Annotated in this window: 26 protein-coding genes; 14 read left to right on the forward strand and 12 right to left on the reverse strand. The window is 68.3% G+C overall.

What is annotated here, in order from left to right; all coding sequences use genetic code 11:
- Positions 1–111: 111 nt before the first annotated feature.
- From GY40_RS16735 to bluB, 4 genes are read left to right on the forward strand one after another with little or no spacing between them, the layout of a single operon-like run.
- Entirely contained in the window at positions 112–501 is a 390-nt protein-coding gene (locus GY40_RS16735) for a cobalamin biosynthesis protein (protein ID WP_038364583.1), read from the forward strand.
- A 13-nt stretch (positions 502–514) separates the two neighbouring features.
- A complete protein-coding gene (cobM, locus tag GY40_RS28290) occupies positions 515–1,279 on the forward strand; it encodes a precorrin-4 C(11)-methyltransferase (protein ID WP_038364585.1) in 765 nt (254 codons plus the stop codon).
- Positions 1,276–2,601 (forward strand): cobyrinate a,c-diamide synthase, encoded by a 1,326-nt coding sequence (locus tag GY40_RS16745; RefSeq protein WP_038364587.1) that lies wholly within the window; start codon positions 1,276–1,278, stop codon positions 2,599–2,601. The genes cobM and GY40_RS16745 overlap by 4 nt, the downstream gene beginning before the upstream one ends.
- The gene (gene bluB, locus GY40_RS16750) at positions 2,598–3,212 is read left to right on the forward strand and encodes a 5,6-dimethylbenzimidazole synthase (RefSeq protein WP_038364589.1); all 615 of its coding nucleotides are present in this window, start codon (positions 2,598–2,600) and stop codon (positions 3,210–3,212) included. Before GY40_RS16745 ends, bluB begins: the two co-directional genes overlap by 4 nt.
- A 137-nt stretch (positions 3,213–3,349) precedes the next feature.
- Here the strand turns inward: bluB and GY40_RS16755 are convergent, their stop codons facing one another.
- Positions 3,350–5,014 carry a caspase family protein gene (locus tag GY40_RS16755; protein ID WP_142022307.1) on the reverse strand — a complete coding sequence of 555 codons (1,665 nt, stop codon included), beginning with the start codon at positions 5,012–5,014 and terminating at the stop codon, positions 3,350–3,352.
- A 410-nt stretch (positions 5,015–5,424) separates the two neighbouring features.
- Here GY40_RS16755 and GY40_RS16760 point away from each other — a divergent pair, with 410 nt between their 5' ends.
- The 5 genes from GY40_RS16760 (at position 5,425) to GY40_RS16780 (ending at position 10,253) form a co-directional block, all read left to right on the forward strand.
- Complete coding sequence (locus GY40_RS16760) at positions 5,425–6,192, forward strand: ABC transporter ATP-binding protein (protein WP_038364593.1); 768 nt, start codon at positions 5,425–5,427, stop codon at positions 6,190–6,192.
- A complete protein-coding gene (locus GY40_RS16765; protein WP_051988205.1) occupies positions 6,179–6,925 on the forward strand; it encodes an ABC transporter ATP-binding protein in 747 nt (248 codons plus the stop codon). The genes GY40_RS16760 and GY40_RS16765 overlap by 14 nt, the downstream gene beginning before the upstream one ends.
- A gap of 64 nt (positions 6,926–6,989) precedes the next feature.
- Positions 6,990–8,195 (forward strand): ABC transporter substrate-binding protein, encoded by a 1,206-nt coding sequence (locus GY40_RS16770; RefSeq protein ID WP_156115983.1) that lies wholly within the window; start codon positions 6,990–6,992, stop codon positions 8,193–8,195.
- Between the two features lie 162 nt (positions 8,196–8,357).
- On the forward strand, positions 8,358–9,245 hold the full coding sequence (locus tag GY40_RS16775) for a branched-chain amino acid ABC transporter permease (protein ID WP_038364595.1): 888 nt from the start codon (positions 8,358–8,360) through the stop codon (positions 9,243–9,245).
- An 18-nt stretch (positions 9,246–9,263) separates the two neighbouring features.
- Positions 9,264–10,253 (forward strand): branched-chain amino acid ABC transporter permease, encoded by a 990-nt coding sequence (locus tag GY40_RS16780; RefSeq protein ID WP_038364597.1) that lies wholly within the window; start codon positions 9,264–9,266, stop codon positions 10,251–10,253.
- 18 nt (positions 10,254–10,271) lie between these two features.
- Here GY40_RS16780 and GY40_RS16785 read toward each other — a convergent pair whose 3' ends face one another.
- The gene (locus tag GY40_RS16785; RefSeq protein WP_038364599.1) at positions 10,272–10,802 is read right to left on the reverse strand and encodes a hydrolase; all 531 of its coding nucleotides are present in this window, start codon (positions 10,800–10,802) and stop codon (positions 10,272–10,274) included.
- A 116-nt stretch (positions 10,803–10,918) separates the two neighbouring features.
- On the opposite strand from GY40_RS16785, the gene GY40_RS16790 reads away from it, so the two are divergent.
- The 4 genes from GY40_RS16790 to GY40_RS16805 all read left to right on the forward strand — a co-directional run bounded on the left by GY40_RS16790 (position 10,919) and on the right by GY40_RS16805 (position 14,048).
- Positions 10,919–11,359, forward strand: a complete 441-nt coding sequence (locus tag GY40_RS16790) for a MarR family winged helix-turn-helix transcriptional regulator (protein ID WP_038364601.1) — start codon at positions 10,919–10,921, stop codon at positions 11,357–11,359.
- A 34-nt stretch (positions 11,360–11,393) separates the two neighbouring features.
- Positions 11,394–11,798 carry a VOC family protein gene (locus GY40_RS16795; RefSeq protein WP_038364603.1) on the forward strand — a complete coding sequence of 135 codons (405 nt, stop codon included), beginning with the start codon at positions 11,394–11,396 and terminating at the stop codon, positions 11,796–11,798.
- 110 nt (positions 11,799–11,908) lie between these two features.
- Positions 11,909–13,405, forward strand: a complete 1,497-nt coding sequence (locus GY40_RS16800; protein WP_038364605.1) for an MDR family MFS transporter — start codon at positions 11,909–11,911, stop codon at positions 13,403–13,405.
- A gap of 85 nt (positions 13,406–13,490) precedes the next feature.
- A complete protein-coding gene (locus GY40_RS16805; protein WP_038364607.1) occupies positions 13,491–14,048 on the forward strand; it encodes a DUF1269 domain-containing protein in 558 nt (185 codons plus the stop codon).
- Between the two features lie 100 nt (positions 14,049–14,148).
- On the opposite strand, the gene dapD is transcribed toward GY40_RS16805, so the two are convergent.
- The 5 genes from dapD to GY40_RS16830 form a co-directional block, all read right to left on the reverse strand.
- Positions 14,149–14,991, reverse strand: coding sequence for a 2,3,4,5-tetrahydropyridine-2,6-dicarboxylate N-succinyltransferase (gene dapD, locus GY40_RS16810; protein ID WP_038364609.1), 843 nt, complete (start codon positions 14,989–14,991; stop codon positions 14,149–14,151).
- A 59-nt stretch (positions 14,992–15,050) separates the two neighbouring features.
- Positions 15,051–15,812 carry a precorrin-6A synthase (deacetylating) gene (gene cobF / locus GY40_RS16815; RefSeq protein WP_038364611.1) on the reverse strand — a complete coding sequence of 254 codons (762 nt, stop codon included), beginning with the start codon at positions 15,810–15,812 and terminating at the stop codon, positions 15,051–15,053.
- 53 nt (positions 15,813–15,865) lie between these two features.
- On the reverse strand, positions 15,866–16,183 hold the full coding sequence (locus tag GY40_RS16820; protein WP_051988206.1) for a hypothetical protein: 318 nt from the start codon (positions 16,181–16,183) through the stop codon (positions 15,866–15,868).
- On the reverse strand, positions 16,173–16,442 hold the full coding sequence (locus GY40_RS16825; protein ID WP_038364612.1) for a hypothetical protein: 270 nt from the start codon (positions 16,440–16,442) through the stop codon (positions 16,173–16,175). The genes GY40_RS16820 and GY40_RS16825 overlap by 11 nt, the downstream gene beginning before the upstream one ends.
- A gap of 140 nt (positions 16,443–16,582) precedes the next feature.
- Entirely contained in the window at positions 16,583–17,365 is a 783-nt protein-coding gene (locus GY40_RS16830; RefSeq protein WP_038364613.1) for a VOC family protein, read from the reverse strand.
- 193 nt (positions 17,366–17,558) lie between these two features.
- Here GY40_RS16830 and GY40_RS16835 point away from each other — a divergent pair, with 193 nt between their 5' ends.
- Positions 17,559–18,461: an aldose 1-epimerase family protein gene (locus GY40_RS16835; protein ID WP_038364614.1), complete on the forward strand. Its 903-nt coding sequence runs from the start codon at positions 17,559–17,561 to the stop codon at positions 18,459–18,461.
- Between the two features lie 9 nt (positions 18,462–18,470).
- On the opposite strand, the gene GY40_RS16840 is transcribed toward GY40_RS16835, so the two are convergent.
- The 5 genes from GY40_RS16840 to GY40_RS16860 all read right to left on the reverse strand — a co-directional run bounded on the left by GY40_RS16840 (position 18,471) and on the right by GY40_RS16860 (position 23,955).
- Complete coding sequence (locus GY40_RS16840; protein WP_038364615.1) at positions 18,471–20,060, reverse strand: ABC transporter substrate-binding protein; 1,590 nt, start codon at positions 20,058–20,060, stop codon at positions 18,471–18,473.
- A gap of 51 nt (positions 20,061–20,111) precedes the next feature.
- Entirely contained in the window at positions 20,112–21,620 is a 1,509-nt protein-coding gene (locus GY40_RS16845; protein WP_038364617.1) for a serine hydrolase domain-containing protein, read from the reverse strand.
- 3 nt (positions 21,621–21,623) lie between these two features.
- Positions 21,624–22,781: an amidohydrolase gene (locus tag GY40_RS16850; protein WP_038364618.1), complete on the reverse strand. Its 1,158-nt coding sequence runs from the start codon at positions 22,779–22,781 to the stop codon at positions 21,624–21,626.
- Between the two features lie 113 nt (positions 22,782–22,894).
- Positions 22,895–23,110, reverse strand: a complete 216-nt coding sequence (locus tag GY40_RS16855; protein ID WP_038364619.1) for a hypothetical protein — start codon at positions 23,108–23,110, stop codon at positions 22,895–22,897.
- A gap of 104 nt (positions 23,111–23,214) precedes the next feature.
- Entirely contained in the window at positions 23,215–23,955 is a 741-nt protein-coding gene (locus GY40_RS16860) for a M48 family metallopeptidase (protein ID WP_038364621.1), read from the reverse strand.
- Positions 23,956–23,960: the final 5 nt, after the last annotated feature.

The raw sequence follows: 23,960 nt of genomic DNA on the forward strand, positions 1-23,960 counted from the left end.
AAGCGGCGCCGATCCGGAATCCATCGGAGGGCTCGGCGTTCTACGATGGATTCCAGGTCTCCGCTTCGCTGCGCCCGGAATGACGGCGCGGGTCGAACGGAGTGCGCAACCATGACCGCCCGCCTCGTCGCCGGCATCGGCATCAGGCCCGGCACGGAGGCTGCCGACATCCTCGCCTGCCTCGACGAGGCTCTGGCGATCGCCGGGCTTTCCGGCGTGGCGACGCCGCGCTTCGCCACGCTGGCGAGCCGCGCCGCTGAGGCCGGCATGGTCGCGGCCGCCGCCGATCGTTCGGCCGAGCTCGTCGCCATCCCCGACGAGGCGCTGAAGGGATACGAAGCCGCCTGCGCCACGCGCTCGACCCGCATCGCCTCGCTCTACGGCGTCGGCTCGGTGGCGGAGGCCGCCGCGCTCGCCGGCGCCGGGCCGGGCGGCACGCTGGTGCAGCCGCGCATCGCGACCGGGCGCGTCACCTGCGCGCTCGCCAGGACAGCACCATGAAACCGCTCCGCGCATGACCATCCATTTCATCGGTGCCGGCCCCGGCGCGCCCGACCTCATCACCTTGCGCGGGCGCGATCTCATCGCGGCTGCACCCGTCTGCCTCTATGCGGGCTCGCTGATCCCGCAGGCCATGCTCGGCTGGTGCCCGCCCGGTGCGCGCATCATCGACACCGCCCCGCTCGATCTCGACGCCATCATTGCCGAGATGGAAGCTGCGCATCAGGCCGGGCAGGACGTCGCGCGCCTGCATTCCGGCGATCTCTCGATCTGGAGTGCCTGCGGCGAGCAGATGCGCCGGCTCGATGCGCTGGGGATTCCCTATACGGTGACGCCGGGCGTGCCGGCCTTCGCTGCCGCGGCCGCCGCGCTGAAACGCGAATTGACGCTGCCGGGCGTGGCACAATCGCTGGTGCTGACGCGCACCTCCGGCCGCGCCTCTTCCATGCCGGAAAAGGAGACGCTCGCGACCTTCGCGGCTTCGGGCGCGACGCTCGCCATCCATCTCTCGATCCATGTGATCGAGCAGGTCGTGGCGGAGCTGACGCCCTTCTATGGCTCGGATTGCCCCGTCGCCGTGGTGTTCCGGGCGACATGGCCGGACGAGACGGTGCTCAGCGGCTCGCTTGCGACCATCGCCGCGCAGGTGAGGGCGGGCGCGCTGGAGCGCACGGCGCTGATCCTGGTCGGGCCGGCGCTGGCCGCCGACGATTTCGCCGAGAGCGCGCTTTATTCAGCCGGCTACGATCGCCGCTTCCGGCCGGGGGGTGGCACGTGATCGCGCGCGGGCTTCTCATCGCCGCGCCGCGCTCCGGCTCCGGCAAGACGACGATCACGCTCGGGCTGCAACGCGCGCTCGTGCGGCGCGGACTCACGGTACGCGGGCTGAAATGCGGGCCGGATTATATCGATCCCGCCTTCCACGCCGCGGCGACGGGCGCAGCGAGCGCCAATCTCGACAGCTACGCGATGTCGGACGGGCTGCTCGGGCACATAGCGGGCGAGGCGGCGGATGGCGCCGACATCGTCATCGCCGAAGGCTCGATGGGGCTGTTCGACGCCGTGCCGGGCGCGGCCGGCCATACCGGCGCCAGCGCCGACATCGCCGCGCTGCTGGGCTGGCCGGTCGTGCTCGTCATCGACGTCTCCGGGCAGGCGCAATCGGCGGCGGCCGTCGCGCTCGGCTGCAAGGTTTACGACCCCCGCATCCGTGTCGCCGGCGTCATCCTCAACAAGGTCGCGAGCGCCCGGCACGAGCGATTGGTGCGGCAGGGTATGGAGCTGATCGGCCTGCCCGTGCTGGGCGCGCTGCCGCGCGAGGCGAGCCTGATCCTGCCCGAGCGCCATCTCGGGCTGGTGCAGGCCGGCGAGACGGCCGATCTGCATGCCAGGCTCGACGCCCTGGCCGAAGCCGTGTCCGCCGCCGTCGATCTCGAGGCCGTCATCGCGGCCGCCGGTGAAACGCGGCTGCCTTCGACGGAGACGGCGACACCGCCGCTGCCTCCGCCCGGCCGACGCATCGCGATCGCGCGCGATGCCGCCTTCTCCTTCGTCTATCCGCATGTCGAGGCGGGCTGGCGCGCGGCGGGCGCCGAGATCGTTCCCTTCTCGCCGCTGAGAGACGAGCCGCCGCCGGAGGATTGCGATGCCTGCTGGCTGCCGGGCGGCTATCCCGAACTCCATGCCGGCACGCTCGCTGCCGCCGGCCGCTTCCTCGGAGGCTTGCGCCGCTTCGCCGAAACCCGCCCGGTCCATGGCGAATGCGGCGGCTACATGGTGCTGGGACGCAAGCTCACCGACGCCGACGGGGTGACGCACGCCATGGCGGGGCTGCTCTCGGTCGAGACCTCCTTCGCGAAGCGGAAGATGAATCTCGGCTATCGCCGCGCGGTGCTGGAGGCGGATGGTCGGCTCGGCCCGGCCGGCACGGCGCTGACGGGGCACGAATTCCACTATGCAAGCATCGTCACGCAAGGCGAGGACCGGCCCTTCGCCACCGTCCGCGACCCGCACGGCTCGCCTCCCGCCGTCGCGGGAAGCCGCCGTGGCCTGGTGACGGGTTCGTTCTTTCACGCCATCGCGACGGCGGAATCGGCGTGAGCGGCCCCCCAGCCTTCGACACGGGCTTCGCGCAGCAATTTGCGGAGCTGCTGCGCTGGCGGCGCGATGTGCGACGGTTCAGACGGGACCCGGTTCCCGCCGGGCTGATCGACGATCTGCTCGCGCAGACGCAGCTTTCGCCCTCGGTCGGGCATTCGCAGCCCTGGCGCTGGCTCGCCGTCACGGGGGCAGCCCAACGCGAGGCGGTGCAGGCGAGCTTCCGCCGCTGCAACGCCGAGGCGCTGGCCGCCTATGAAGGCGAGCGGGCCGCTCTCTATGCCCGGCTCAAGCTCGAGGGTCTGCGCGAGGCCCCCGTGCAGTTCGCCGTGTTCTGCGACCACGGCACGCAACGCGGCCACGGCCTCGGCCGGCAGACCATGCCGGAAATGCTGGATTATTCGGTCGTCGCGGCGATCACGCAGTTCTGGCTGGCGGCGCGCATCCACGGCCTCGGCGTCGGCTGGGTCTCGATCCTCGAACCCGCCGAGATCGCTGCCTCGCTGGGCGCGCCGCCGGAGTGGAAGCTGATCGCCTATCTCTGCATCGGCTGGCCGGAAGAGGAATGCGCCGTGCCGGAACTGGTCAAGGCGGGCTGGGAAACCGGGCGATAAGCCAGGACCACACGGGCGGAGCCCGAGGCGATCGGCGCGCGTCCCGAACCCGTCGATAAAGCGTCGCCCCCGGCCGGCCTACATAACAAAGAGCCGGCCCAAGGGCCGGCTCTTCATGTCCTGCTCAATCCCGTGCCTCAGCGGCCGCGCAGGATGCCGCCCATGATGGCGCCGCCGAGGATCGAGCCGAAGGCGGCCGCACCAGCTGAATCGCCCGTCGCGTCGCCGCGCTGCCGCACCCGGCCCTGATAGCCAGTACTGGTGGTGCCGGCGCGCGGGGTGCCGGAGCTGGCAACGCCGCGCTCGCGAGCGAGGTCGCGCTGATACATCTCGTCACCTTCATAGGTGATCTTGCGGGTGGCCGCCGTGCCGCCCTTGCGCTCGACCGTCCTGCTCTTCTTCTCGGTGGCAGCCTTCGCTTCATCCGCGAGCAGGCGCTGGTAGGCGGGCTCGCTCTGCGCGCGCAGCGCCGTCGCCTGCAAGGCCGTGAGGAAGCCGGTCTCCGGCACGCTGCGCGACTTCTGCCAGTCCTGGATCGCCTTGCGCTGGCCCGGCCCGAAATTCGCGGCGAGCTTGCCGGGCTGGAAGCCGGCGACGCGCAGGCGGGTCTGCAGCTCGCGCCGGCCCTTCGCGTCGAGCTTCATCGCAGCCTCGGTCTGGGCAGTGCCGATCTCCTTCTTCAGCGCCTCATCGGTCACGGCGGGAGCAGCAGCAGCGGCGGCCGTCGCGGCATTGGCCGGCGGCGTCGCCGCCTCCAGGCTCGCGAGCCGGTTGCGCGCGAAGGTGGCGAACTGGCCGGAGGGGAAGGCGTCGAGATAGGCGCGATAGTCGGCCGCGGAATTGCCGCGCTCCGCCACTTCCCAAGTCTTGATATCGATCTGGCCGCGGTCGAAGACCGGTGCCGCCGGCATGGTCGGCGCGGGCACCGCCGCATTGATCGCCTTGGCCGCGTCGGCGCTGCCGCCGGCCACGTCGGTCGCGGAGGCCGCGGCCAGCTTCAGCGTCGGGTTCAGCTTGAACTCACCGATGATCGAGGAATTGGTCCAGGGCTTCTGCTTCTTGCCCGTCGATTCCCAGACATCCGCGCGGACGCGGTCCATCACCGTGGTGATCGACACTTCGGGCGTCTCGATATGCTTCAGCAGCGCATCGGTGAAGGGGCTGTGCCCGTCCTTCTCACCGTCGAGCGCGGTCGCGCGCGGATCGGTGGCGAAGGCGATCAGGATGCCGGAGGCGGACTGCGTCTCGATCGGCGTCAGGCCACGGGTCACGGCGCGCGACCTGGCGGCAAGCTGGGACGCGAAAGGATTGTCGCGGCAGGCATCGAGGATGACGATGTTGACCCGCTCGTCACGCTGCATCTGGCGCAGGATGAGCTGGATATTGACGGCACGGAAATCGAGATCGGCCTCCGAACGCAGCGAGGCATCGACCGGAATGAGGTAGTTCTCATCGCCCACGGCGATGCCGTGACCGGCATAATAGACCAGCCCGGCCTTGGCGCCGTCGAGCCTCTGGGCGAACTGACGCACCAGATTGGTCATGTCGTCCATCTTGAGGTCGTAGCCCTCGACCACCTCGAAGCCGAGACGCTTGAGCGCCGCCGAGACGCCCTTGGCATCGCGCATCGGGTTGGCCAGCGGCGGCACCGCCGAATAGGCGCTGTTGCCGATGACGAGCGCGACGCGGCGCTCGGGAACGGCGGCATGGGCTGCCGGGGCAAGCGCCACAGCACAGAGCACCAGCGCAAAGGCCACGGCCATTCGGGCACGGAACACCGAAATGCGAGTCGCGACGCTCACGACAACCTCCCAGCTCAATCATGCGCGCATCGCGGCCATCTGTGGCCATTCGCGCGACGGGACACGCCTAAAATATCAAAATAGCGGTGATCGAAGGCAGCCACATTTCTACCGCAATCACCCCGACCGGTAAACCAGCTTTCCCTTGGTCGCAGCCCATCCGCGATGGGTTCAAAGCGATGCCGGCCAACCACCCGGGAAATCGCGCGCAGCCTGCGCGTGCGGGCGCGCACCGCGCATCCTTCATTCGCATGACAAGGGCGGCATAAGACAAAGGGATGAGATCAGGCGCCAGACGGCGTCCAGGGCGGGAGCGAACGTTGACTTATGCCTGGAGCGCGGTGCAGCATGACATGCAAGGGGAAACGATAAACCAAGAAAGACAAAGCTGATGAAGGTCAGTATTCCGCATGCCTGAAGATATTATTTTGTCGACTTCAGGTTTGACCAAGGAATTCGCCGGCTTTACGGCGGTCAGCGGCGTCGACCTCAAGGTCAAGCGCGGCTCGATTCATGCGCTGATCGGGCCGAACGGAGCGGGCAAGACGACCTGTTTCAACCTGCTGACCAAGTTCCTCCCGCCGACGCGCGGGACGATCGTCTATAACGGTCGCGACATCACCGGCGAGAAGCCGGCCGAGATCGCCCGGCTTGGCCTCGTTCGCTCCTTCCAGATCTCGGCCGTTTTTCCGCAGCTCTCCGTCCTGACCAATGTCCGCATCGCGCTGCAGCGCAAGCGCGGCGACTCCTTCGATTTCTGGCGCTCGGAGCGCAGCCTGAAGAACCTCGACGCCGAGGCGCGACGGCTGGTCGAGGCGGTCGGCCTCTCCCCCTTCCTCGAACTGACCGCAGGCGAACTCTCCTATGGGCGCAAGCGGGCGCTGGAGATCGCGACGACGCTGGCGCTCGAACCCGAGATGCTGCTGCTCGACGAGCCGATGGCCGGCATGGGACGCGAGGACATCGAGCGGATCGAGGCGCTGATCCGCAAGGTCTCGGCCGAGCGCACCATTCTGATGGTCGAGCACAATCTCTCGGTCGTCGCCTCGCTCTGCGACCGCATCACCGTGCTGGCGCGCGGGCAGGTTCTGGCCGAGGGCGACTACGCCACCGTCTCGAAGGATCCGCGCGTGGTCGAGGCCTATATCGGCTCGGGAGGCGGACATGGCCATCACTGAAGCCGCCCGTGCTCCGGCCGCCACGGCCGGCACCGCGCCCTTGCTGAAGGTGCGCGGGCTCGAGGCCTGGTACGGCGAATCCCATGTGCTGCATGGCATCGACCTCGACGTCGCGCCGGGCGAGGTGGTGACGCTGCTCGGCCGCAACGGCGCCGGCAAGACCACGACGCTGAAATCGATCATGGGCGTCATCGGCAAGCGCAAGGGCTCGGTCGTGCTGGAGGGCAAGGAGACGATCGACCTGCCCTCGCGCGCCATCGCCCGGCTCGGCATCGGCTTCGTGCCGGAGGAGCGCGGCATCTATGCCTCGCTCTCGGTCGAGGAGAACCTGATGCTGCCGCCGCAGGTGCGCCCCGGCGGGCTGTCGCTGGAGCGCATCTTCACGCTGTTCCCCAACATCAAGGAGCGGCTGAAGAGCCAGGGCACCAAGCTCTCGGGCGGCGAACAGCAGATGCTGGCGATCGGGCGCATCCTGCGCACCGGCGCCCATCTCCTCCTGCTCGACGAGCCGACCGAGGGCCTCGCGCCGGTGATCATCGAGCAGATCGGCCGCACCATCGCGGAGCTGAAGCAGGAAGGCTTCACCATCATCCTGGTCGAGCAGAATTTCCGCTTCGCCCAGACGGTCGCAGACCGGCACTATGTCGTCGAGCAGGGCAAGGTCATCGACATGATCCCCAATGCCGAGCTCGACGCCAATATCGACAAGCTCCACCGCTATCTCGGGGTCTGACCCGCTCAGCGCCCCGCAATCAGAAAAGCGCCGGGAAACGCCGGCATCCACCTCAGGGAGAACGATGATGAAGCTGAAGACCTTCCTCGCGACGAGCGCGCTCGCGGTCCTATTGGCAAGCCCGGCCTTCGCCCAGCAGATCTCGGTCAAGGCCGGCGTGCTGAACGACCGCTCGGGCCTCTATGCCGACCTCGCCGGCGAGGGCTCCGTCGTCGCCGCCCGCATGGCGGTCGAGGACTTCAAGGCGGCCGAGAAGGGCATCAAGGTCGAGATCGTCTCGGCCGACCACCAGAACAAGCCGGATGTCGGCTCGACCATCGCGCGGCAATGGTACGATCAGGACGGCGTCGACCTGATCCTCGACGTGCCGACCTCCTCGGTCGCGCTCGCCGTCAGCCAGATCACCAAGGAAAAGAACAAGATCAACATCAACTCCGGCGCCGGCTCCTCGGACCTGACCGGCAAGGCCTGCAACGCCAACACCATCCACTGGACCTATGACACCTACGCGCTGGCGCAGGGCACCGGCGGCGCCATGGTGAAGGCCGGTGGCGACAGCTGGTTCTTCCTGACCGCCGACTACGCCTTCGGCCATGCGCTGGAGCGCGACGCGACCGCGACCATCACCAAGGCCGGCGGCAAGGTGCTGGGCTCGGTCAAGACGCCGTTCCCGGGCACCGACTTCTCGTCCTTCCTGCTGCAGGCGCAGGCCTCGAAGGCCAAGGTGATCGGGCTCGCCAATGCCGGCAGCGACACCACCAACGCGATCAAGCAGGCGGGCGAGTTCGGCATCGTCGCCGGCGGCCAGAAGCTCGCAGGGCTCCTCGTCTTCATCAGCGACGTCCATGCGCTCGGCCTGCAGGCGGCGCAGGGGCTGGTCCTGACCGAATCCTTCTACTGGGACCGCGACGACCAGACCCGCGCCTGGTCGCAGCGCTTCGCCAAGCTCAATGGCGGCAAGATGCCGACCATGGTGCAGGCGGGCGTCTATGCCGGCCTGCTGCACTATCTCAAGGCGGTCGAGGCCACCAAGAGCAAGGACACGGCGACCCTCATGGCCAAGATGAAGGAAATGCCGACGGACGACCCGCTCTTCGGCAAGGGTTCGATCCGCCCGAACGGCCGCAAGATGCACGACATGTATCTCTACGAGGTCAAGAAGCCGTCCGAGTCGAAGGGCCCGTGGGACTACTACAAGCAGATCTCCGTGCTGCCAGCCGAGCAGGCCTTCCAGCCGCTGGCCGAGACCGGCTGCTCGCTCATCAAGTAACACGCGCTTCCGGTCCCTCCACCGTCATCCCGGGCGCCCGCAGGGCGACCCGGATTCATCGGAAGGCTCCGGAACTCGACGATGGATCCCGGCTCTGCGCTTCGCTTGGCCGGGATCACGAAGAGGTTCGAGAGCCCACCCACAAGATGATCTGAGCCACGCATGTTCGAGCTTCTCGGAATCCCGCCACAAGCCTTGTTCGGCCAGGTCCTGCTCGGCCTGATCAACGGCTCGTTCTATGCGATCCTCAGCCTCGGGCTCGCGGTGATCTTCGGGCTGCTCAACATCATCAACTTCACCCATGGCGCGCAGTACATGATGGGCGCCTTCGTGGCTTGGATGGCGCTGAACTATCTCGGGCTGAACTACTGGGTCGCGCTGCTGCTGGCGCCGATCGTGGTCGGCGCCATCGGGGTCCTGATCGAGCGGCTGCTGCTCAAACGCATCGCCCATCTCGACCATCTCTATGGGCTCCTGCTCACCTTCGGCCTGGCGCTGATCATCCAGGGCCTGTTCCGCAATTATTACGGCTCGTCCGGACTGCCCTATGGCATCCCGCCGCAGCTTTCGGGCGGTCAGAATCTCGGCTTCATGTTCCTGCCGAACTACCGGGCCTGGGTGATCGTCGCCTCGCTCACCGTCTGCATCGGCACCTGGTTCCTGATCGAGAAGACCAAGCTCGGCGCCTATTTGCGCGCCGCAACCGAGAACCCGACCCTGACCCAGGCCTTCGGCATCAACGTGCCGCTGCTGGTGACGCTGACCTACGGGTTCGGCGTCGCGCTCGCGGCCTTCGCCGGCGTGCTCGCCGCGCCGATCTACTCGGTCAATCCGAATATGGGCGGCGACCTGATCATCGTCGTCTTCGCGGTGGTGGTGATCGGCGGCATGGGCTCGATCATGGGCGCCATCGTCACCGGCTTCTCGCTCGGCCTGATCGAGGGCCTGACCAAGGTGTTCTATCCGGAGGGCGCCGCGACCGTGATCTTCGTCATCATGGTGCTGGTGCTGCTGGTGAAGCCCGCCGGCCTGTTCGGCCGCCCGGCCTGACGCGAGAAGGACAACGACATGACCGATCTCGCCACCACCGAAGCTGCCAGCGGCGTCGCGCTCGCCGAGACCGACGACAGCACCGCGAAGCTGCACCGCAACCTGTTCATCGCCATCGCGGCGCTGCTCGTGGTCGCGCCCTTCGTCGCCTATCCCGTCTTCGTGATGAAGGTGCTCTGCTTCGCGCTGTTCGCACTCGCCTTCAACCTGCTGCTCGGCTATGGCGGCCTGCTTTCCTTCGGCCACGCCGCCTATTTCGGCATGGCGAGCTATGTCTGCGCCTACACCGCCAAGAACTGGGGCCTCACGCCGGAGCTCGCGATCCTGCTCGGCACGGCGGTCGCGGCCGTGCTCGGGACCGTCTTCGGGGCGCTCGCCATCCGCCGCCAGGGCATCTATTTCGCGATGATCACGCTGGCGCTGGCGCAGATGGTGTTCTTCTTCTCGCTGCAGACGCCGCGCTTCACCGGCGGCGAGGACGGTATCCAGGCCGTGCCGCGCGGCAAGTTCCTCGGGCTGATCAGCCTGGAGGACGACCGCGCGCTCTACTGGCTGGTGGCAGCGATCTTCCTTGGCGGGGTGCTGATGATCTACCGCATCATCCACTCGCCCTTCGGCCAGGTCTGCAAGGCGATCCGCGACAACGAGCCCCGCGCCATCTCGCTCGGCTACCGCGCCAACCAGTACAAGCTGATGGTCTTCGTGCTCTCGGCCACGCTCGCGGGGCTTGCCGGCGCGACCAAGGCGATCGTCTTCCAGCTGGCGTCGCTCACCGACGTCTACTGGACGATGTCCGGCGAGGTCGTGCTGATGACGCTGGTCGGGGGGCTCGGTACCGTCTTCGGCCCGATCGCCGGCGCGGTCGTCATCGTCGCCATGCAGAACTACCTCGCCAGCCTCGGCTCCTGGGTTCTCGTGGTCCAGGGCGGCATCTTCGTGCTCTGCGTCCTGCTCTTCCGCGAGGGCATCGTCGGCCTCGTCGCGAAATGGATCAAGAAGCCGCTGTGACGCTCGAGAGCGGCGGGATCAGCGGATCAGCTGCGAGATCGCCCTGAACTGCGGATGCTCGGCGCTCCGCAGCCATTCGAACAGCACCATCTCGGTGGTGACGATCTCCGCCCCATGCGCCGCGAGGCGGCGGATCGCGACAGCATGCGAGTCCGGCGCGCGGGAGCCGACGGCATCCTCCACCACCACGACGCGGCGACGATGCTCGAGCAGGGTGATGGCCGTCTGGGCGACGCAGACATGCGCCTCGCAGCCGCAGATGAGGATGTCCCTGTCGCCGCCCAGGACTTCGAGAACGGCGGGCTCGGCGCAGGCGTCGAAGCTCGTCTTGGCGATGGCAGGGGCGGCTCCGGCGAGTTCCGGAACGGTCGGGCCGAGCTTGGACGGGCTCTGTTCCGTGACGATCACGGGAATGTCGAGCAGGCGTGTCGCTTCGACGAGGCGGACCGCATTGGCCAGGACCCGTCCTCCGTCATGGATCGCCGGCACCAGCCGGGCCTGCAGATCGATGACCAGCAGCACGGCGTTCCCTGCATTCATGAGCGGCATCGGTCCGGTTCCCTGCGACAAGTGCGCCATAGGCATCTCACCCGGCAACGACCGTCAAGCCGGCAGAGCGTCGCTTCCGGCTTGACAGGAATCGTTGATATCAACAGAAAAGGATCATGACCGAACCACGAAGCGTCCCCTTCGAGACGACCCTGCTTGTCCGCGACTGTTGCCTGTGCCTGCATGTGCAGCGTGCGGCCCGCGCATTGGCGCGCCGCTTCGACGAGGCGCTGCGGCCGCTCGGGCTGACAAACGGGCAATTCTCGCTGCTGATGTCGCTGAACCGGCCCGAACCGCCCTCGCTCAAGCCGGTGGCGGAACTGCTGGCCATGGATCGCACCACGCTCACCGCAGCCCTGAAGCCGCTGGAGCGGCGCGGGCTCGTCAGCATCGCGGCCGATCCGCGTGACCGGCGCAGCCGGCGGCTCTCGCTGACCCCGGCGGGCCTCGCGCTGCTGTCCGAGGCGGTGCCGATCTGGCAGCGGACCCATGAGATCGTCGATGCCCAGCTCAACGACCCGCCTCGTCTCCGGCGGGAACTCGGCCGCATCGTCTGACGTCAACCCCGTCGCTTTCACCGAAGGAACACCCATGGCCCAAATGATCTTCGTCAACCTGCCGGTGAAGGACCTGCCCCGGTCGATCGCCTTCTTCGAGGCGCTCGGCTTCTCCTTCAATCCGCAATTCACCGACGATACCGCCGCATGCATGGTGATCAGCGACACCATCTTCGCGATGCTGCTGACCCACGCGAAATTCGAAAGCTTCTCGCCGAAGCCCATCGCCGACACCAATGAGAGCATCGAGGTCTTGACCTGCCTGTCGCGGGAGAGCCGGACGGATGTTGACGCGATCGTGAAGGCCGCCGTCGCCGCCGGTGGCTCGACCTACAACGCGCCGCAGGACCATGGCTTCATGTATGGTCACGGCTTCCGCGACCTCGACGGCCATGTCTGGGAAGTGATGTGGATGGACCCGGCTGCCGTCCAGGGTTGAGCCGACCCGTCTCCACCGCAGAGCCGACCCCACGCCCCGCTCCTAGCGCATGATGCGTCGTGGAATTAACCTGTGGCCATTCCCCAGATGCAAGTTTGGCTGCAGGCTCCATGGACAAGCGGGTCGAGACACAGGCGCATGCCGCGCCGCTGACGCATGCGGATATCCGCTCGATCCTGATCGGCGTCATGGTTGCGATGTTCCTGGCCGCGCTCGACCAGACCATCGTCGCGACCGCGCTGCCGACGATCGGGCGCGAGCTCGGCGACGTCACCCATCTGCCCTGGATCGTCACCGCCTATCTCCTGGCCTCGACCGCGGTCACGCCGCTCTACGGCAAGCTCGCCGACATCCATGGGCGGCGCGTCGTGCTGCTCTCCGGCATCGTCGTCTTCGTGATCGGCTCGGTCGCCTGCGCGCTGGCGCCCAATCTCTGGCTGCTGATCGTCGCCCGTTTCGTACAAGGGCTGGGCGGCGGCGGCCTGATCGCGCTGGCGCAGACCATCGTCGGCGACATGGTGCCGCCACGGGAGCGGGGCCGCTATCAGGTCTATTTCGCCAGCGTCTTCCTGTCCTCCTCGCTGATCGGCCCGGTGCTGGGTGGTGTGCTGGCCGAGAAGCTGCACTGGTCCGTGATCTTCTGGATCAACGTTCCGCTCGGCTTCGGCGCCTATTGGATGTCGAGCGCGGCGCTGAAGCGCCTGCCGCGGCATGAAAGGCCGCACAAGCTCGACGTTCTCGGCGCCATGCTGATGACGGCGGGAACGCTCTCGCTGCTGCTGGCCCTGTCCTCCGGCGGCACGGCCTATCCGTGGCGCTCGGCGCCGATCGCGGGGCTCATCGCGGCCACGCTGGTGTTGTGGAGCCTGTTCGCCTGGCGCCAGCGCACGGCCAGCGAGCCCCTGATCCCGCTCGACATCATGACCAACCGGGTGGTGCGCGCCGGCACGGTCGCTGCCGGCTTCGGCATGGGCACCTTCATCGGCCTGACCATCTATCTGCCGCTCTATTTCGAGACGGTGATGGGGCTGAGCGCGACCTATTCCGGGCTCGGCCTGTTGCCGCTGACCTGCGGCACGGTGATCGGCGCCACCGCCTCCGGGCGCGCGATGACGAAGCTCACCCACTACAAGCGCGTGCCCATGGTCGGGCTCGCCGTCGCGGCCGTGGGGACCGCGGTGATGGCCGTGTTTTCCGGCCGGATCCCGCTGGTGCCGTTCTGCATGATCCTGGCGATCGTCAGCCTCGGGCTCGGCACGCTGCTGCCCGTCGCGACGGTCTCGATCCAGAACGCCGTCAGGCCGCATCAGCTCGGCACGGTGACGGGCGTGGCGAATTTCTTCCGGCAGATCGGCGGCGCGCTGATCGTCGCCGCCCTGGGCGCCATCGTACTCGGCGGCGTCGGCGGCGAGACGGCCCAGCTCTCGCCCGAAGCGCTGAAACTCGGCACCGTCGATCGCGACATGATGGTGACGCTGTTCCGCTACGTCTTCGGCGCGGCCTTCCTCGGCTTCGCGCTGGCCTTCGCTTTCATCACCTGGATGGAGGAATTGCCGCTGCGCGGCGGGGCGGCCGAGGCTGCGACGGCCGCCGCGGCGATGGAGTGACGGAACCGGGCCGGCGGCGGCGCGTTTCCATCTGCCTGTCATCTGCCCGAGGCAGGCTCACCGCCTTTGCAGCAGGAGCGCCGCCATGTCCGATCTCGTCGTCATCGTCTATCCGACCGAGGCCCGCGCCGAGGAGATGCGCCAGAAGCTCATCGGCCTGCAGAAGGAATATCTGATCGAGATCGGCGACGCCGCCATCGCGGTGATGCATGAAGACGGCAAGGTGAAGCTCAACCAGCTGCTCAACACCACGGCGCTCGGCGCGGTCTCCGGCTCGTTCTGGGGGCTGCTGATCGGTGCGATCTTCCTGATGCCGCTCTTCGGCGCCGCGCTCGGCGCGGCCTCCGGCGCACTCGGCGGCGCGCTGACCGATTACGGCATCGACGACAAGTTCATGAAGGACCTCGCCGGCAGCCTGCAGCCCGGCAATGCGGCGCTGTTCGTGCTGGTCAAGAAGGTGACCGGCGACAAGGTGCTGGAGGCGATCCGCGGCACCGGCGGCACCGTGCTCAAGACCTCGCTCGACCGCTCGCAGGAGCAGAAGCTGCGCGACGCGCTGGCCGATGCCCACGCGACCATGCCGCCGGCAGCCGACGCCGCGCCGGCGCCGCAGGGAACCGGCGCTCCCTCGCCCGTGGGCTGAGCGATCACCTTCCCGTCATGCTCGGGCTCGACCCGAGCAACTCCTGCCGGAGATTCCCGGGTCGAAGCTGCGCTTCGCCCGAGAATGACGGTACGCGTTCTCAGTCCCTGAGCAACTCGTTGATGCCGGTCTTGGAGCGCGTCTGCGCGTCGACCGTCTTGACGATGACGGCGCAGGACAGCGCCGGGCCCGGCGTGCCGTCAGGGAAGGGCTTGCCCGGCAGCGAGCCCGGCACGACCACCGAATAGGGCGGCACCTTGCCGATATGAACCTGGCCGGTGGCGCGGTCGACGATCTTGGTCGAGGCCGAGATGAAGACGCCCATCGAGAGCACCGAGCCCTCGCCGACGATCACGCCCTCGACGACCTCGGAGCGGGCGCCGATGAAGCAGTTGTCCTCGATGATGGTCGGGTTGGCCTGCAGCGGCTCGAGCACGCCGCCGATGCCGACGCCGCCCGAGAGATGCACATTCTTGCCGATCTGGGCGCAGGAACCGACCGTCGCCCAGGTGTCGACCATGGTGCCGCTGTCGACATAGGCGCCGATGTTCACGAAGGACGGCATCAGCACGACGTTCGGCGCGATGTAGGAGCCCTTGCGCGCGGCGGCCGGCGGCACGACCCGGAAGCCGGCGGCGCGGAAGCGGTTCTCGCCCCAGCCCTCGAACTTCGACGGCACCTTGTCCCAGAACACGCCCTCGCCCGGGCCGTTGGCGATGATCATGTTGTCGGTGAGGCGGAAGGAGAGCAGCACCGCCTTCTTCAGCCACTGATGGACGATCCAATCCGCGCCTTGCTTTTCCGCGACGCGGGCCTCGCCCGCATCGAGCATCTCGATCGCCCGCTCGACCGCCTCGCGCACGGCGCCCTTGGTCGAGATGCCGATCTCGGCCCGGTTCTCCCAGGCGGCGTCGATGATGGCGGCGAGATCGGCGAGGGACATGGGACACGGCTCCGGCGCTTGAAGGACGGCCGGAGCGATGGCGGATGAGCGCGCGTCCGTCAAGCCGCAGCGCGACGGCGCAGCAGATAGGTGTCCATGATCCAGCCATGGCGGGCGCGGGCCTCGGCCCTGACACGGGTGATTTCGGCGAGGGTCTCCCCAAGCGGCCCGGCGAGCAGGATCTCGTCGGCCGTGCCGAGATAGGCCCCCCAGAAGATGTCGAGCCCGTCGGGAGCGATCTTGGCGAAGGCCTGTTCCCCGTCGAGCATCACCACGACGCTGTCCTGATCGACGGGGAAGCCCACTGCCAGCCGCCGGCCGGTCGTGATCAGGATCGGCGCGCCGATGGTGTTCAACGGAATGCGGTGGCGGGCGGCCAGCACCTGGACGCTGCTGATGCCGGGATAGACCTGCCAGTCGAGATCGAGGCCGGAAGCCGCGACCCGCTCCATGATGCGCAGCGTCGAGTCGTAGAGCGCCGGATCGCCCCAGACGAGCAGTGCGCCGGTCTCGCCCTCGGCCAGTTCGCTCTCGAACAAGCCCCGGTAGCTGGCCGCGATGCGCGCATGCCAATCGTCGACCACGCCCTGGTAGTCGTCGCCGGCTTCGGCCCGCCTTGGAATGGTAACCGGCACGCTGCGATAGCCGGGCTTGCGGATGAAACGCGCGCAAATGGCCTCGCGCAGGTGGCGCAGCGCCGCCTTCTCCTCGCCCTTGTCGGGAATGAACAGCACATCGGCGCGGTTGAGCGCTTCGATCGCCTCGATCGTGACGTGGTCGGGATTGCCGGCTCCGATGCCGATGACGAGGATGTTGCGCATGCTGCTCCGAAGGCTCGCAGCGACTTACCATGAGCCCGGCCCGAAATGCGAGATCAGGCCCGGCCGGCCACCGCCATCCGCGCGAGGTCCGGATGCCGCGACAGCGCCGCGCCGCGCTTCAGCGCCCCCTCAAGCGCCTCCAGATCCGCCGCAGGACATGGCTGCCAGCCACAAGGGCACGGCCGATTGCCGCAATGAGCATCCGCCACCTCCCTGTAGATCGATCCCAGCGCCTCCGCCGTCAGTTCGACCAGCGCCAGAGGCGGCAGCCGGGTCCCCTGCAGCGCGGCGCAGAACGCCGCCATCATCGCCTCGCGGATGTCGCGCCCTGCCGCTTCGAGCATCTCGCCGTCCGACAGATCAGGCGGCACGGTCGATGCCCCGCATCGCCGCGGGACGATGGGGCGGCGGCGGCCCCTGCTCGGGCAAGGCGACAGCGAGCAGGTCGACAAGGCGCCGCATGCGCGCCGGCAAGGCGGTATGGGTGGAGAAATCGGCCGGCCCTTTGGCCAGGGCGAATGCGCGGCGCAGTTCCGGCCGGCTCGCGCCGGTGCGGACCACCTCCCGCATGATGATCTCGTCGATTCGGCCGATGACGGCCGCGACATCTGCTTCGGTGATGCCGGTCATGCTGGCACTTCCCTCCGTCGATTCCTTCAGCGGAAGGAGACATAGGTGAGCAGCGCGATTCGTTCAAGTCGTTGTTTTTATTGAATAAATATAATGATTCGAATGTAAACGCACCCTTGTCGCCGATGCGCGTGACCAGATCATGACCGCCGGCGCCGCACGATCTCCAGCGGCGCGCCATGGCTCGCCCGCCGGTCGAGAGCGATGTCCTCGGCCCCGAAGAAGGACAGCGCGCAGATGCCCTGGCCGCGCGCCGCCAGATGCGACGAAGGCGCCTGGCCTCCGTCGCGGGGCGCGACGATGGACAATATCTGCTCGCCGATGCGGAACTGCGCGAGGCCGAAGCCGAGCCCCGGCACGGTGCCGACCGCGACAGGCTCTTGCCTGAGCAAGGCGCGGTAGCGCGCCGTCGCGGCAGCCAAATCGCGCACGGCCACAGTTACGGCCGCCACGCCGGTCACACCGTTGGCATGGATGCGCGGCGCCCCTTCCGGCACACGCAGATGGCGCGGGGTGGTGTCCTCGACCAGAAACGGGATATCCGGCTCCAGCGGGCGCGCCGAACGCCAGGCGATGCGGCTGCCGTCGGGCTGGAGCCGGCTGCCGTCGATCGGGCCCTCCAGCTCGATGCCGGCGGCACGCTGGCGCGCGATGTCCGCTTCGAAATCATCCGGAAGCAAGGCGTAATCGACGAAGCCGGGGCCGGCCGCCCGGAACACCTCCCACCAACGGAAATCCGGAACCGGGGTCGGGAAGGCGATGATCTCGAGATAGGCGCCATCCGCCAGCACCACGAGCGCATTGCGCGAGCCGCGCGGATGCTCGCCGCCGGGAAGAACCGTGAAGCCCAGCGCTTCATAATCCCGCGTCGCCTGGTCGAGATCGGCGACGGCGATGACGATATGGTCGATGGTGAAGGGCATGGCCGGTCCTGCTCAGGCATGGCTCGCGATGGCTTCGACGGCCCCCGCGCCGCCAGATCGCCCGAAAGGGCCGGCTTCGGCAAGCGGCCTGCCGGCAAGGCTGGGCCTCGCGCAGCGCCTGTGCGGCCATACGGATTCCCAGCGGCCGGCGATTGCCTTATCGACAGGGACAGGCCGCCGGCGGAGAAGAACCATGAGCGACACCCACGAGATTGCCTCCGGCGGCCTGAAGGCGACGATCCGCGCGCAAGGCGGTGAAGTCATCGCGTTTTCGGATGCGGATGGCCCGCTGCTCTGGCATGGCGGGCCGGAATGGCCGCGCCATGCGCCGGTGCTCTTTCCCATCGTCGGACGATTGGCGGAGGACACGCTGATCCATCAGGGCCGCGCCTACCACCTGACTCAGCACGGCTTCGCCCGCGACAGCCTGTTCGCATGGGTCGAGCGCAGCGAAAGCCGCGCCGTGCTGGAATTGCGGGAGAGCGAGGCGACGCTCGCAATCTATCCGTTCCGCTTCGTGCTGCGGATGACCTACGAGATCGCGGATGGCGCGCTGTCGGTGACGACGCATGTCACAAATCCAGCGCAGACCGCATTGATCTGCGGCGTCGGCGCCCACCCGGCTTTCCTCTGGCCCCTGGCCGGGGGCGTTCCGAAGGAGCGGCACAGGCTGAGTTTCCCGCAAGCCGAACCCGGCCCCGGCTTCGGCGTCGCGGGTGGATTGCTCGGCCCGGCGCTGCCGCTGCCTTTCGCCGGGCGGGAGCTCGAACTGACCGAGGGGCTTTTCGCCAATGACGCCATCGTCATTGCGGATGTCGCCAATCACGCCGTACGTTTCGCCGCTCTCGACGAAGCCGGGCGCGAGGTCCGGGCACTGAGCGTGAGCTGGGAAGGCTACAAGGACCTCGGCATCTGGTCGAAGCCGACGGGCGCGCCCTTCCTTTGCATCGAGCCCTGGTTCAGCATGGCGAGCCCAATCGGCTGGCAGGGCGAATTCGCGGACAAGCCGGGCGTGCTCAAGCTCGCACCCGGCGAAAGCCGCGATTTCGTCTGGCGGGCCGAGCCGCATTTCATTCCGACGCGCTCGCCAAGATAGAGCGCGGCCTCACTTCTTCTCGATGTTCCAGAACAGCATGACCGGCGCCGCCAGCACACCGCTGATATTGCTGCGGCGGGCATAGGGCTGATCGAACTGCCCGAGCACGCGGTAAGGCTGCACCTCCGCCAGCCGCTTGTGCAGCGCCTCGAGCGCAAGCTGCCGGCTGGCATCGTCGGGCGCATCGACGAAGGCGCCGCGCAGCTTCTCGGCCTCGGCATCGCAAGGCCAGCCGGCCCAGGCGCGCTCGCAGGCCATGTTGGTGCCGATATTGGTCAGCGGCGACTGCATGGTCGCGCCGGAGGCATAGGTGACGAAGAGGTTCCAGCCGCCCTGATCCGGCGGGCTCTTGTTCTGCTGGCGGGTGGTGACGGCGCCCCAATCGGCGAACTGGACCTCGACATTGAAGCCGACCTTCTTCAGCGAATCGGCCGCGACCTCGGCCATGCGGCCGATCGGCGCGATGTCATTGCTGGTCGAGAGCACCAGCTTCTCGCCCTTGTAGCCGCTTTCCTTCAGGAGCTGGCGCGCCTTCTCGAGATCGGGCTTGGCATAGGCTTCAGTCCCGATTTCGGTGCCGTTCGGGCTGCCGCAGACGAAATAGGCGTTGCAGCGCTTCCACCATTCCTCATCCCCGAAGCCGGCGGCAAGGAAATCGGCCTGGTCCGTGGCATAGGCGAGCGCGAGCCGGGCCTTGGGATTGTCGAAGGGCGGATAGAGATGGTTCGGCCGCAGCATCACCTGATTGGCGAGGTTGGAATAGCGCTCGACCTTAACGTCGCGATTGGAAGTGATCGTCGGGATCAGGTCCTGGCTCGGCTGCTCCCAGATGTCGATCTCGCCGGTCTGGAGTGCGGCCGCAGCGGTCGCGGCATCCGGCATGATCAGCCATTCGACGCGATCGACCTTGACGACCCGCCCGCCCGCGAGCCCGTCGGCCGGCTCGGAGCGCGGCACGTAATCGGAGTTGCGGTCGTAGACGATCTTCGAGCCGCTGCGCCATTCCGCGCGATTGAAGGTGAAGGGGCCTGAGCCGATCGCCTCGGTGATCGGTTTCATCGGGTCGCTCTTGGCATCGGCCTCGCGCATGATCACCGGGATCTGGCCGACAGCGGAGCCGAGCGCGAAGGGCACCAGCGCGAGCGGGCGCTTGAGCTTCAGCTTGAAGGTCCTGGCGTCGACCGCCTCCATGCCTTCGGTATATTCGGCGAGCTTGCCGCCGATGGTGTCGCGCTTCATCCAGCGCGCGAGCGAGGCGATGACGTCCTTCGTCGTCACCGGCTGGCCGTCATGGAATTTGAGGCCGGGCCGCAGGGTGAACGACCAGGTCAGCTTGTCCGGCGAGGTCTCGAAGCTCTCGACCATCTGCGGCTTGGGCTGGAGGTTCGAATCCCAGGCGAAGAGCGTCTCGTAGATCATCAGCCCGTGCATGCGGGTGATGACGATCGAGGCTGCGACCGGATCGAGCGTCTTGAGGTCGGCATGGGGCGCGACGCGCAGCACGCGGTTCGGCGCCGGCTGCGTCTGTGCCCGGGCGGCTAGGGGCAGCAGGGCCGTCGCCGCCAGGGCAAGAGCCGTTGCAAGGCGGGTTAGACGCATCGGAAACCTCCTCCAGTCTTCGTCAGGCCGGCGCCTCCCCCTCAGGAGCGCCTAGCCGACACGCTCCATCTGCAAGATCCTCGCCCGGTGGCCGGCGACCCGCAAACCGCCGGTACTGTCGAGCCAGAGGCAAGGTCGCGCCCGCCAGGGTCCGTGCGCGAGATCGGCCAGCGCCCGGCCGTTGGGCAGCGGCGTCAGCCGGGTCGCGGTGCCGCCGGCCGGCCAGGGCCATAGCGCGGTGCCATCTGGCCGGATCGCGATCTCCGTGCCGAAATGCGGATCGCGCCAGCGGCCGATCAATCGCGCGTCGAACGGCGTGTCGGCGGGCACGCGTCGCAGCGAACGCCGGACGCCGCCGATCAGGCCGGCGAGGCCGTCCGCCCCCTCCCGCCGCAGGCGGATGTCGAGATAGGCCGGCAGGCTGCGCAGGCCGCCCTCGCCATCGGCGACGAGACGCTCATAACCGCCCATGAAGCTGATCGAATCGGCGGTCAGCTCGGCCCAGAACGGGCCCTCCTCGCTGGCGAAGAGCCCCACAGGAGCCTCTGCCGCAGCCGGCAGCGGCTCTCCCAGCAAGGCCGCCAGCACCGTCAGCGCCGGCCAGAGCGCCTCCTCCTCGCGATTGGTCAGCACGACCACGCCGACGCCGAGCGCGAGCGCCATCAGGGCGTGGTTGCGATAGCCCGGCAGGGAGCCGCCATGGCCGACAACGTCGATGCCGCCGAGACGGCTGCAGACCAGCCCGAGCCGGTAGACGCTCTCGCTGCCATCCCCGAAATGGCGCGGCGCCGTCAGCCGCTCCCGCATGCCGGCGAGCGGACCGCGGCCGGCGAGCAAAGCCGAAAACCAGCCGGCGAGGTCGGCGGCCGAGCCGGCGATGCCGCCGGAGGCGGAGAAATGGAAGCCGTAATGGCCACGCCGCCAGGCCGCGCCATCGCGCCAATAGCCGGTGGCGAGGCCGGGCACGATCTCGGCTCCGTCATAGGGCAGGCGGAAGGAGAGCCCGAATTCGCCCGACAGCGCGGCGACGGTCTCGCCATAGGGCTTGCCGGTCAGCTTCTCGAGGATGCGCTGCCCCAGCCGCCAGCCGGTGTTGGAATAGGCCATCTCCGTGCCCGCTGGCGCACTCAGCGACGGGAAGCGGCAGGCGAGCGCGTAGATCTCGTCGGCGCTCAAGGTCGCCGTGTAGGGCGCGCCTTGCTGCCAGAAGGCCTCCATCATGTCCGGCAGGCCGCCGGTCATGTCGAGGGCGCGGCCGAGCTCGACCTCAGCCAAGGGCGCCGGCAGTTCGGGCAGCCAGCGGCCGAGCGGGGCGTCGAGCGGAACGCTCTCGCGCAGCAGCGCCACGGCCAGCACATGCTTGCTGATCGAGGCGAAGCGGTTCGGCGTGGCGGGCGTGAAGGGCAGGCCGTGCTCGATGCTGGCGAACCCGCCGGCAAACGCCTCGCGAACCCCGTCGCGGTCGAAGAGCACGACGGCGCCACCCGGCCCGGCGTCCCGATCCCAGGTGGCGGCGATGTCGGCCGCGCGCGCGGCGGCCTCTGTCCAATGCGCTGCCATGACTTAGGCCGGCTGCGCTTCGCCGAGGAGATTGCGCAGCGCCCGCATGAAGACGCGCGCGCCGGTGCCGATGGCGTCGTCCGGGAAGTCGAAATCCGGATTGTGCAGATGGGCGGTATCGCCCGAACCGAGCAGGAACATCGCCGATTTCGCACCACGGCCGAACAGGCCGAAATCCTCCGAGCCACGCGACGGCTTGGTCGGCCCGTGCGGGATGTTCTCCTCGTCCATCGCCCGGCGCAGCATGGCGACGGCCTCCGGCTCGTTCTCGCAATGGTGGAAGATGTCGTGATAGCTCATCTCCACCGTCAGCCGGCTCGCCTCCGCCGCCTCGCGCGCCAGCGCTTCCGCCGCCGCGCAGAGCGCGCCCATCTGCGCGTCGTTGACGGTGCGAAGCGTCGCCCAGAGCTCGCCATGGCCGGGCGCGATGCCGAAGGCCGGCTCGCCGATCTCGACATGGGTGACGGTGACCAGACGGAAATGCTCGTCGAGCGGGCCGCCCGGCCCAAGCGCCGTCAGGGCGGGGATCAGCGTCGCGATCGCGGGCGCGGGCGAGCGGCCATGCTCCGGCGTCGAGGCATGCGAGGTCTCGCCGGTGAGCACGATCCTGATGCCCCGCGAGGCGCAGTTCGCCGCGCCTTCCGAGATGCGGGCATGGCCGACCGGCACGCCCGGGCGGTTATGCAGGGAAAAAGCGTAATCGGGGGCGATCGCGGCGAATTTCGGATCGGCGATGACGGCGGCCGCTCCCGCACCGGTCTCCTCCGCCGGCTGGAACAGCAGGATGGCGCGGCCGCGCCTGGGCGGATTGCGGTGGAGCCCGCGCGCCAGCCCGGCCAGGATGGTCATATGGCCGTCATGGCCGCAGAGATGGCCCTTGCCGGGGATTTCAGAGCGATAATCGCTGCTGGAGAGTTCCTCGATCGGCAGCGCGTCGAGCTCGGCGCGGATCATCACCGTCGGTCCGGGCTCGGCGCCCTCGTAGATCGCCGCGACGCCATGGCCGCCGAGGCCCGTGACGATGCGGTCCGGCTGCGTCGGCTCGATGAAGGCGACGATGGTGGCGGCGGTCTCGCGTTCCTCGCCGGAGATCTCGGGCCGGCGATGCAGCCGATGCCTGAGATCGACCAGATCGACCATGTCGCTGTTGCTCAGGAACATCCGCAAACCTCCCACGGCCAGCCGGCGATTCAGCCGGCTCTTTCCATCAGAGGTTCGACAATTCTGACGCCCCGGCAAGCCTCACAGAGGCCGGGGCGCCATGCAGCGACGGTTCAGTTGCCGAGCTCGGCCTCGATCTCGGCGTCGAACGCCTCGGCCAGCATGGTGCGGCAGGCTTCGGCCTGCTGGCGGGCGGAATCGAGGGCGATGTGGGGCATGATCTCGGCGAGGTCGCGCAGAGCGAAATCAACCGCCGACAACAGGCCCAGGACGGGCTGCCCGGCCGGGGCGGGCTGTGGCGGACGACGGAACGCGATGACCTGACCCATAAGCATACTCACACTGAAAGCGAATCGGCGCCCAGTGTGCGGGCACAATTTTCAGAAAGTGGTTAACGGCGGAAAGAGGGCTGGCGAAGCCTGCCCGCGACGCCTCAACCGAAGCCGTGCAGCCCCGCCCCATGGCGCTTGAGCCAGGCCTCGGCCTCCTCCGTGCGCGGGCAGAGCTTGTGCGTCAGCGCCCAGAAGCGGTGCGAGTGGTTCATCTCCTTGAGATGGGCGACCTCATGGGCGGCGAGATAGTCGAGCACGAAGGCCGGGGCGAGGATCAGCCGCCAGGAAAAATTCAAGTGCCCCTGCGCGGAGCAGGAGCCCCAGCGGCTCGTGGTGTCGCGAATCGTGATCTTGCGAGCGGGAATGCCGAGATTGGCGGTGTGGCGGCGCACCGCCTTCTCGAGATCCTCGAGCGCGAGGCGCCTGAGGAAATCCTTGACCCGGCGCGGGACATGGGCGCCCTCGCCCGCCACCGCGACGATCGGCGCGCCATCCCTGTCCGTCGTCGCCTGCGTCACGCCCCGCGCCTTCGACCAGTGGACGATGCGATGCGGCACGCCGCGCAGCGGAATCACCTGCCCGGGCTCGAAAGGCACGGCGAGGGGGCGCTTGGCGATGCGGGCCGCGATCCAGCCGCCATGATTCTCGGCGAACGCCCGGCCGGCGGCGAAATCGGCCCGTTCCGGCAAGGTCAGGGTGACCTCGCCCGTCGCCTGCGAGACGCGCAGGGTCATGCGCCGCGCATTGGCGCGCCGCTTCACCAGCACGGGAAAACGCTGGCCGGCATGGACCACGTCGATGCGGTCCGGGTCGGGCTGGCGCTTGAACAGGGAGATGCGCATGCGCG

The sequence above is a fragment of the Allobosea sp. UNC402CLCol genome, from assembly GCF_000745475.1.
GTDB classification, from domain to species: domain Bacteria; phylum Pseudomonadota; class Alphaproteobacteria; order Rhizobiales; family Beijerinckiaceae; genus Allobosea; species Allobosea spartocytisi.

Coding starts and splice junctions, on each gene's coding strand:
- GY40_RS16735 (WP_038364583.1), top strand. CDS start 112: ATGACCGCCCGCCTCGTCGCCGGCATCGGCATCAGGCCCGGCACGGAG.
- cobM (WP_038364585.1), top strand. CDS start 515: ATGACCATCCATTTCATCGGTGCCGGCCCCGGCGCGCCCGACCTCATC.
- GY40_RS16760 (WP_038364593.1), top strand. CDS start 5,425: ATGCCTGAAGATATTATTTTGTCGACTTCAGGTTTGACCAAGGAATTC.
- GY40_RS16765 (WP_051988205.1), top strand. CDS start 6,179: ATGGCCATCACTGAAGCCGCCCGTGCTCCGGCCGCCACGGCCGGCACC.
- GY40_RS16770 (WP_156115983.1), top strand. CDS start 6,990: ATGATGAAGCTGAAGACCTTCCTCGCGACGAGCGCGCTCGCGGTCCTA.
- GY40_RS16775 (WP_038364595.1), top strand. CDS start 8,358: ATGTTCGAGCTTCTCGGAATCCCGCCACAAGCCTTGTTCGGCCAGGTC.
- GY40_RS16780 (WP_038364597.1), top strand. CDS start 9,264: ATGACCGATCTCGCCACCACCGAAGCTGCCAGCGGCGTCGCGCTCGCC.
- GY40_RS16785 (WP_038364599.1), bottom strand. CDS start 10,802: ATGCCGCTCATGAATGCAGGGAACGCCGTGCTGCTGGTCATCGATCTG.
- GY40_RS16790 (WP_038364601.1), top strand. CDS start 10,919: ATGACCGAACCACGAAGCGTCCCCTTCGAGACGACCCTGCTTGTCCGC.
- GY40_RS16795 (WP_038364603.1), top strand. CDS start 11,394: ATGGCCCAAATGATCTTCGTCAACCTGCCGGTGAAGGACCTGCCCCGG.
- GY40_RS16800 (WP_038364605.1), top strand. CDS start 11,909: ATGGACAAGCGGGTCGAGACACAGGCGCATGCCGCGCCGCTGACGCAT.
- GY40_RS16805 (WP_038364607.1), top strand. CDS start 13,491: ATGTCCGATCTCGTCGTCATCGTCTATCCGACCGAGGCCCGCGCCGAG.
- dapD (WP_038364609.1), bottom strand. CDS start 14,991: ATGTCCCTCGCCGATCTCGCCGCCATCATCGACGCCGCCTGGGAGAAC.
- cobF (WP_038364611.1), bottom strand. CDS start 15,812: ATGCGCAACATCCTCGTCATCGGCATCGGAGCCGGCAATCCCGACCAC.
- GY40_RS16825 (WP_038364612.1), bottom strand. CDS start 16,442: ATGACCGGCATCACCGAAGCAGATGTCGCGGCCGTCATCGGCCGAATC.
- GY40_RS16830 (WP_038364613.1), bottom strand. CDS start 17,365: ATGCCCTTCACCATCGACCATATCGTCATCGCCGTCGCCGATCTCGAC.
- GY40_RS16835 (WP_038364614.1), top strand. CDS start 17,559: ATGAGCGACACCCACGAGATTGCCTCCGGCGGCCTGAAGGCGACGATC.
- GY40_RS16840 (WP_038364615.1), bottom strand. CDS start 20,060: ATGCGTCTAACCCGCCTTGCAACGGCTCTTGCCCTGGCGGCGACGGCC.
- GY40_RS16845 (WP_038364617.1), bottom strand. CDS start 21,620: ATGGCAGCGCATTGGACAGAGGCCGCCGCGCGCGCGGCCGACATCGCC.
- GY40_RS16850 (WP_038364618.1), bottom strand. CDS start 22,781: ATGTTCCTGAGCAACAGCGACATGGTCGATCTGGTCGATCTCAGGCAT.
- GY40_RS16855 (WP_038364619.1), bottom strand. CDS start 23,110: ATGGGTCAGGTCATCGCGTTCCGTCGTCCGCCACAGCCCGCCCCGGCC.
- GY40_RS16860 (WP_038364621.1), bottom strand. CDS start 23,955: ATGCGCATCTCCCTGTTCAAGCGCCAGCCCGACCCGGACCGCATCGAC.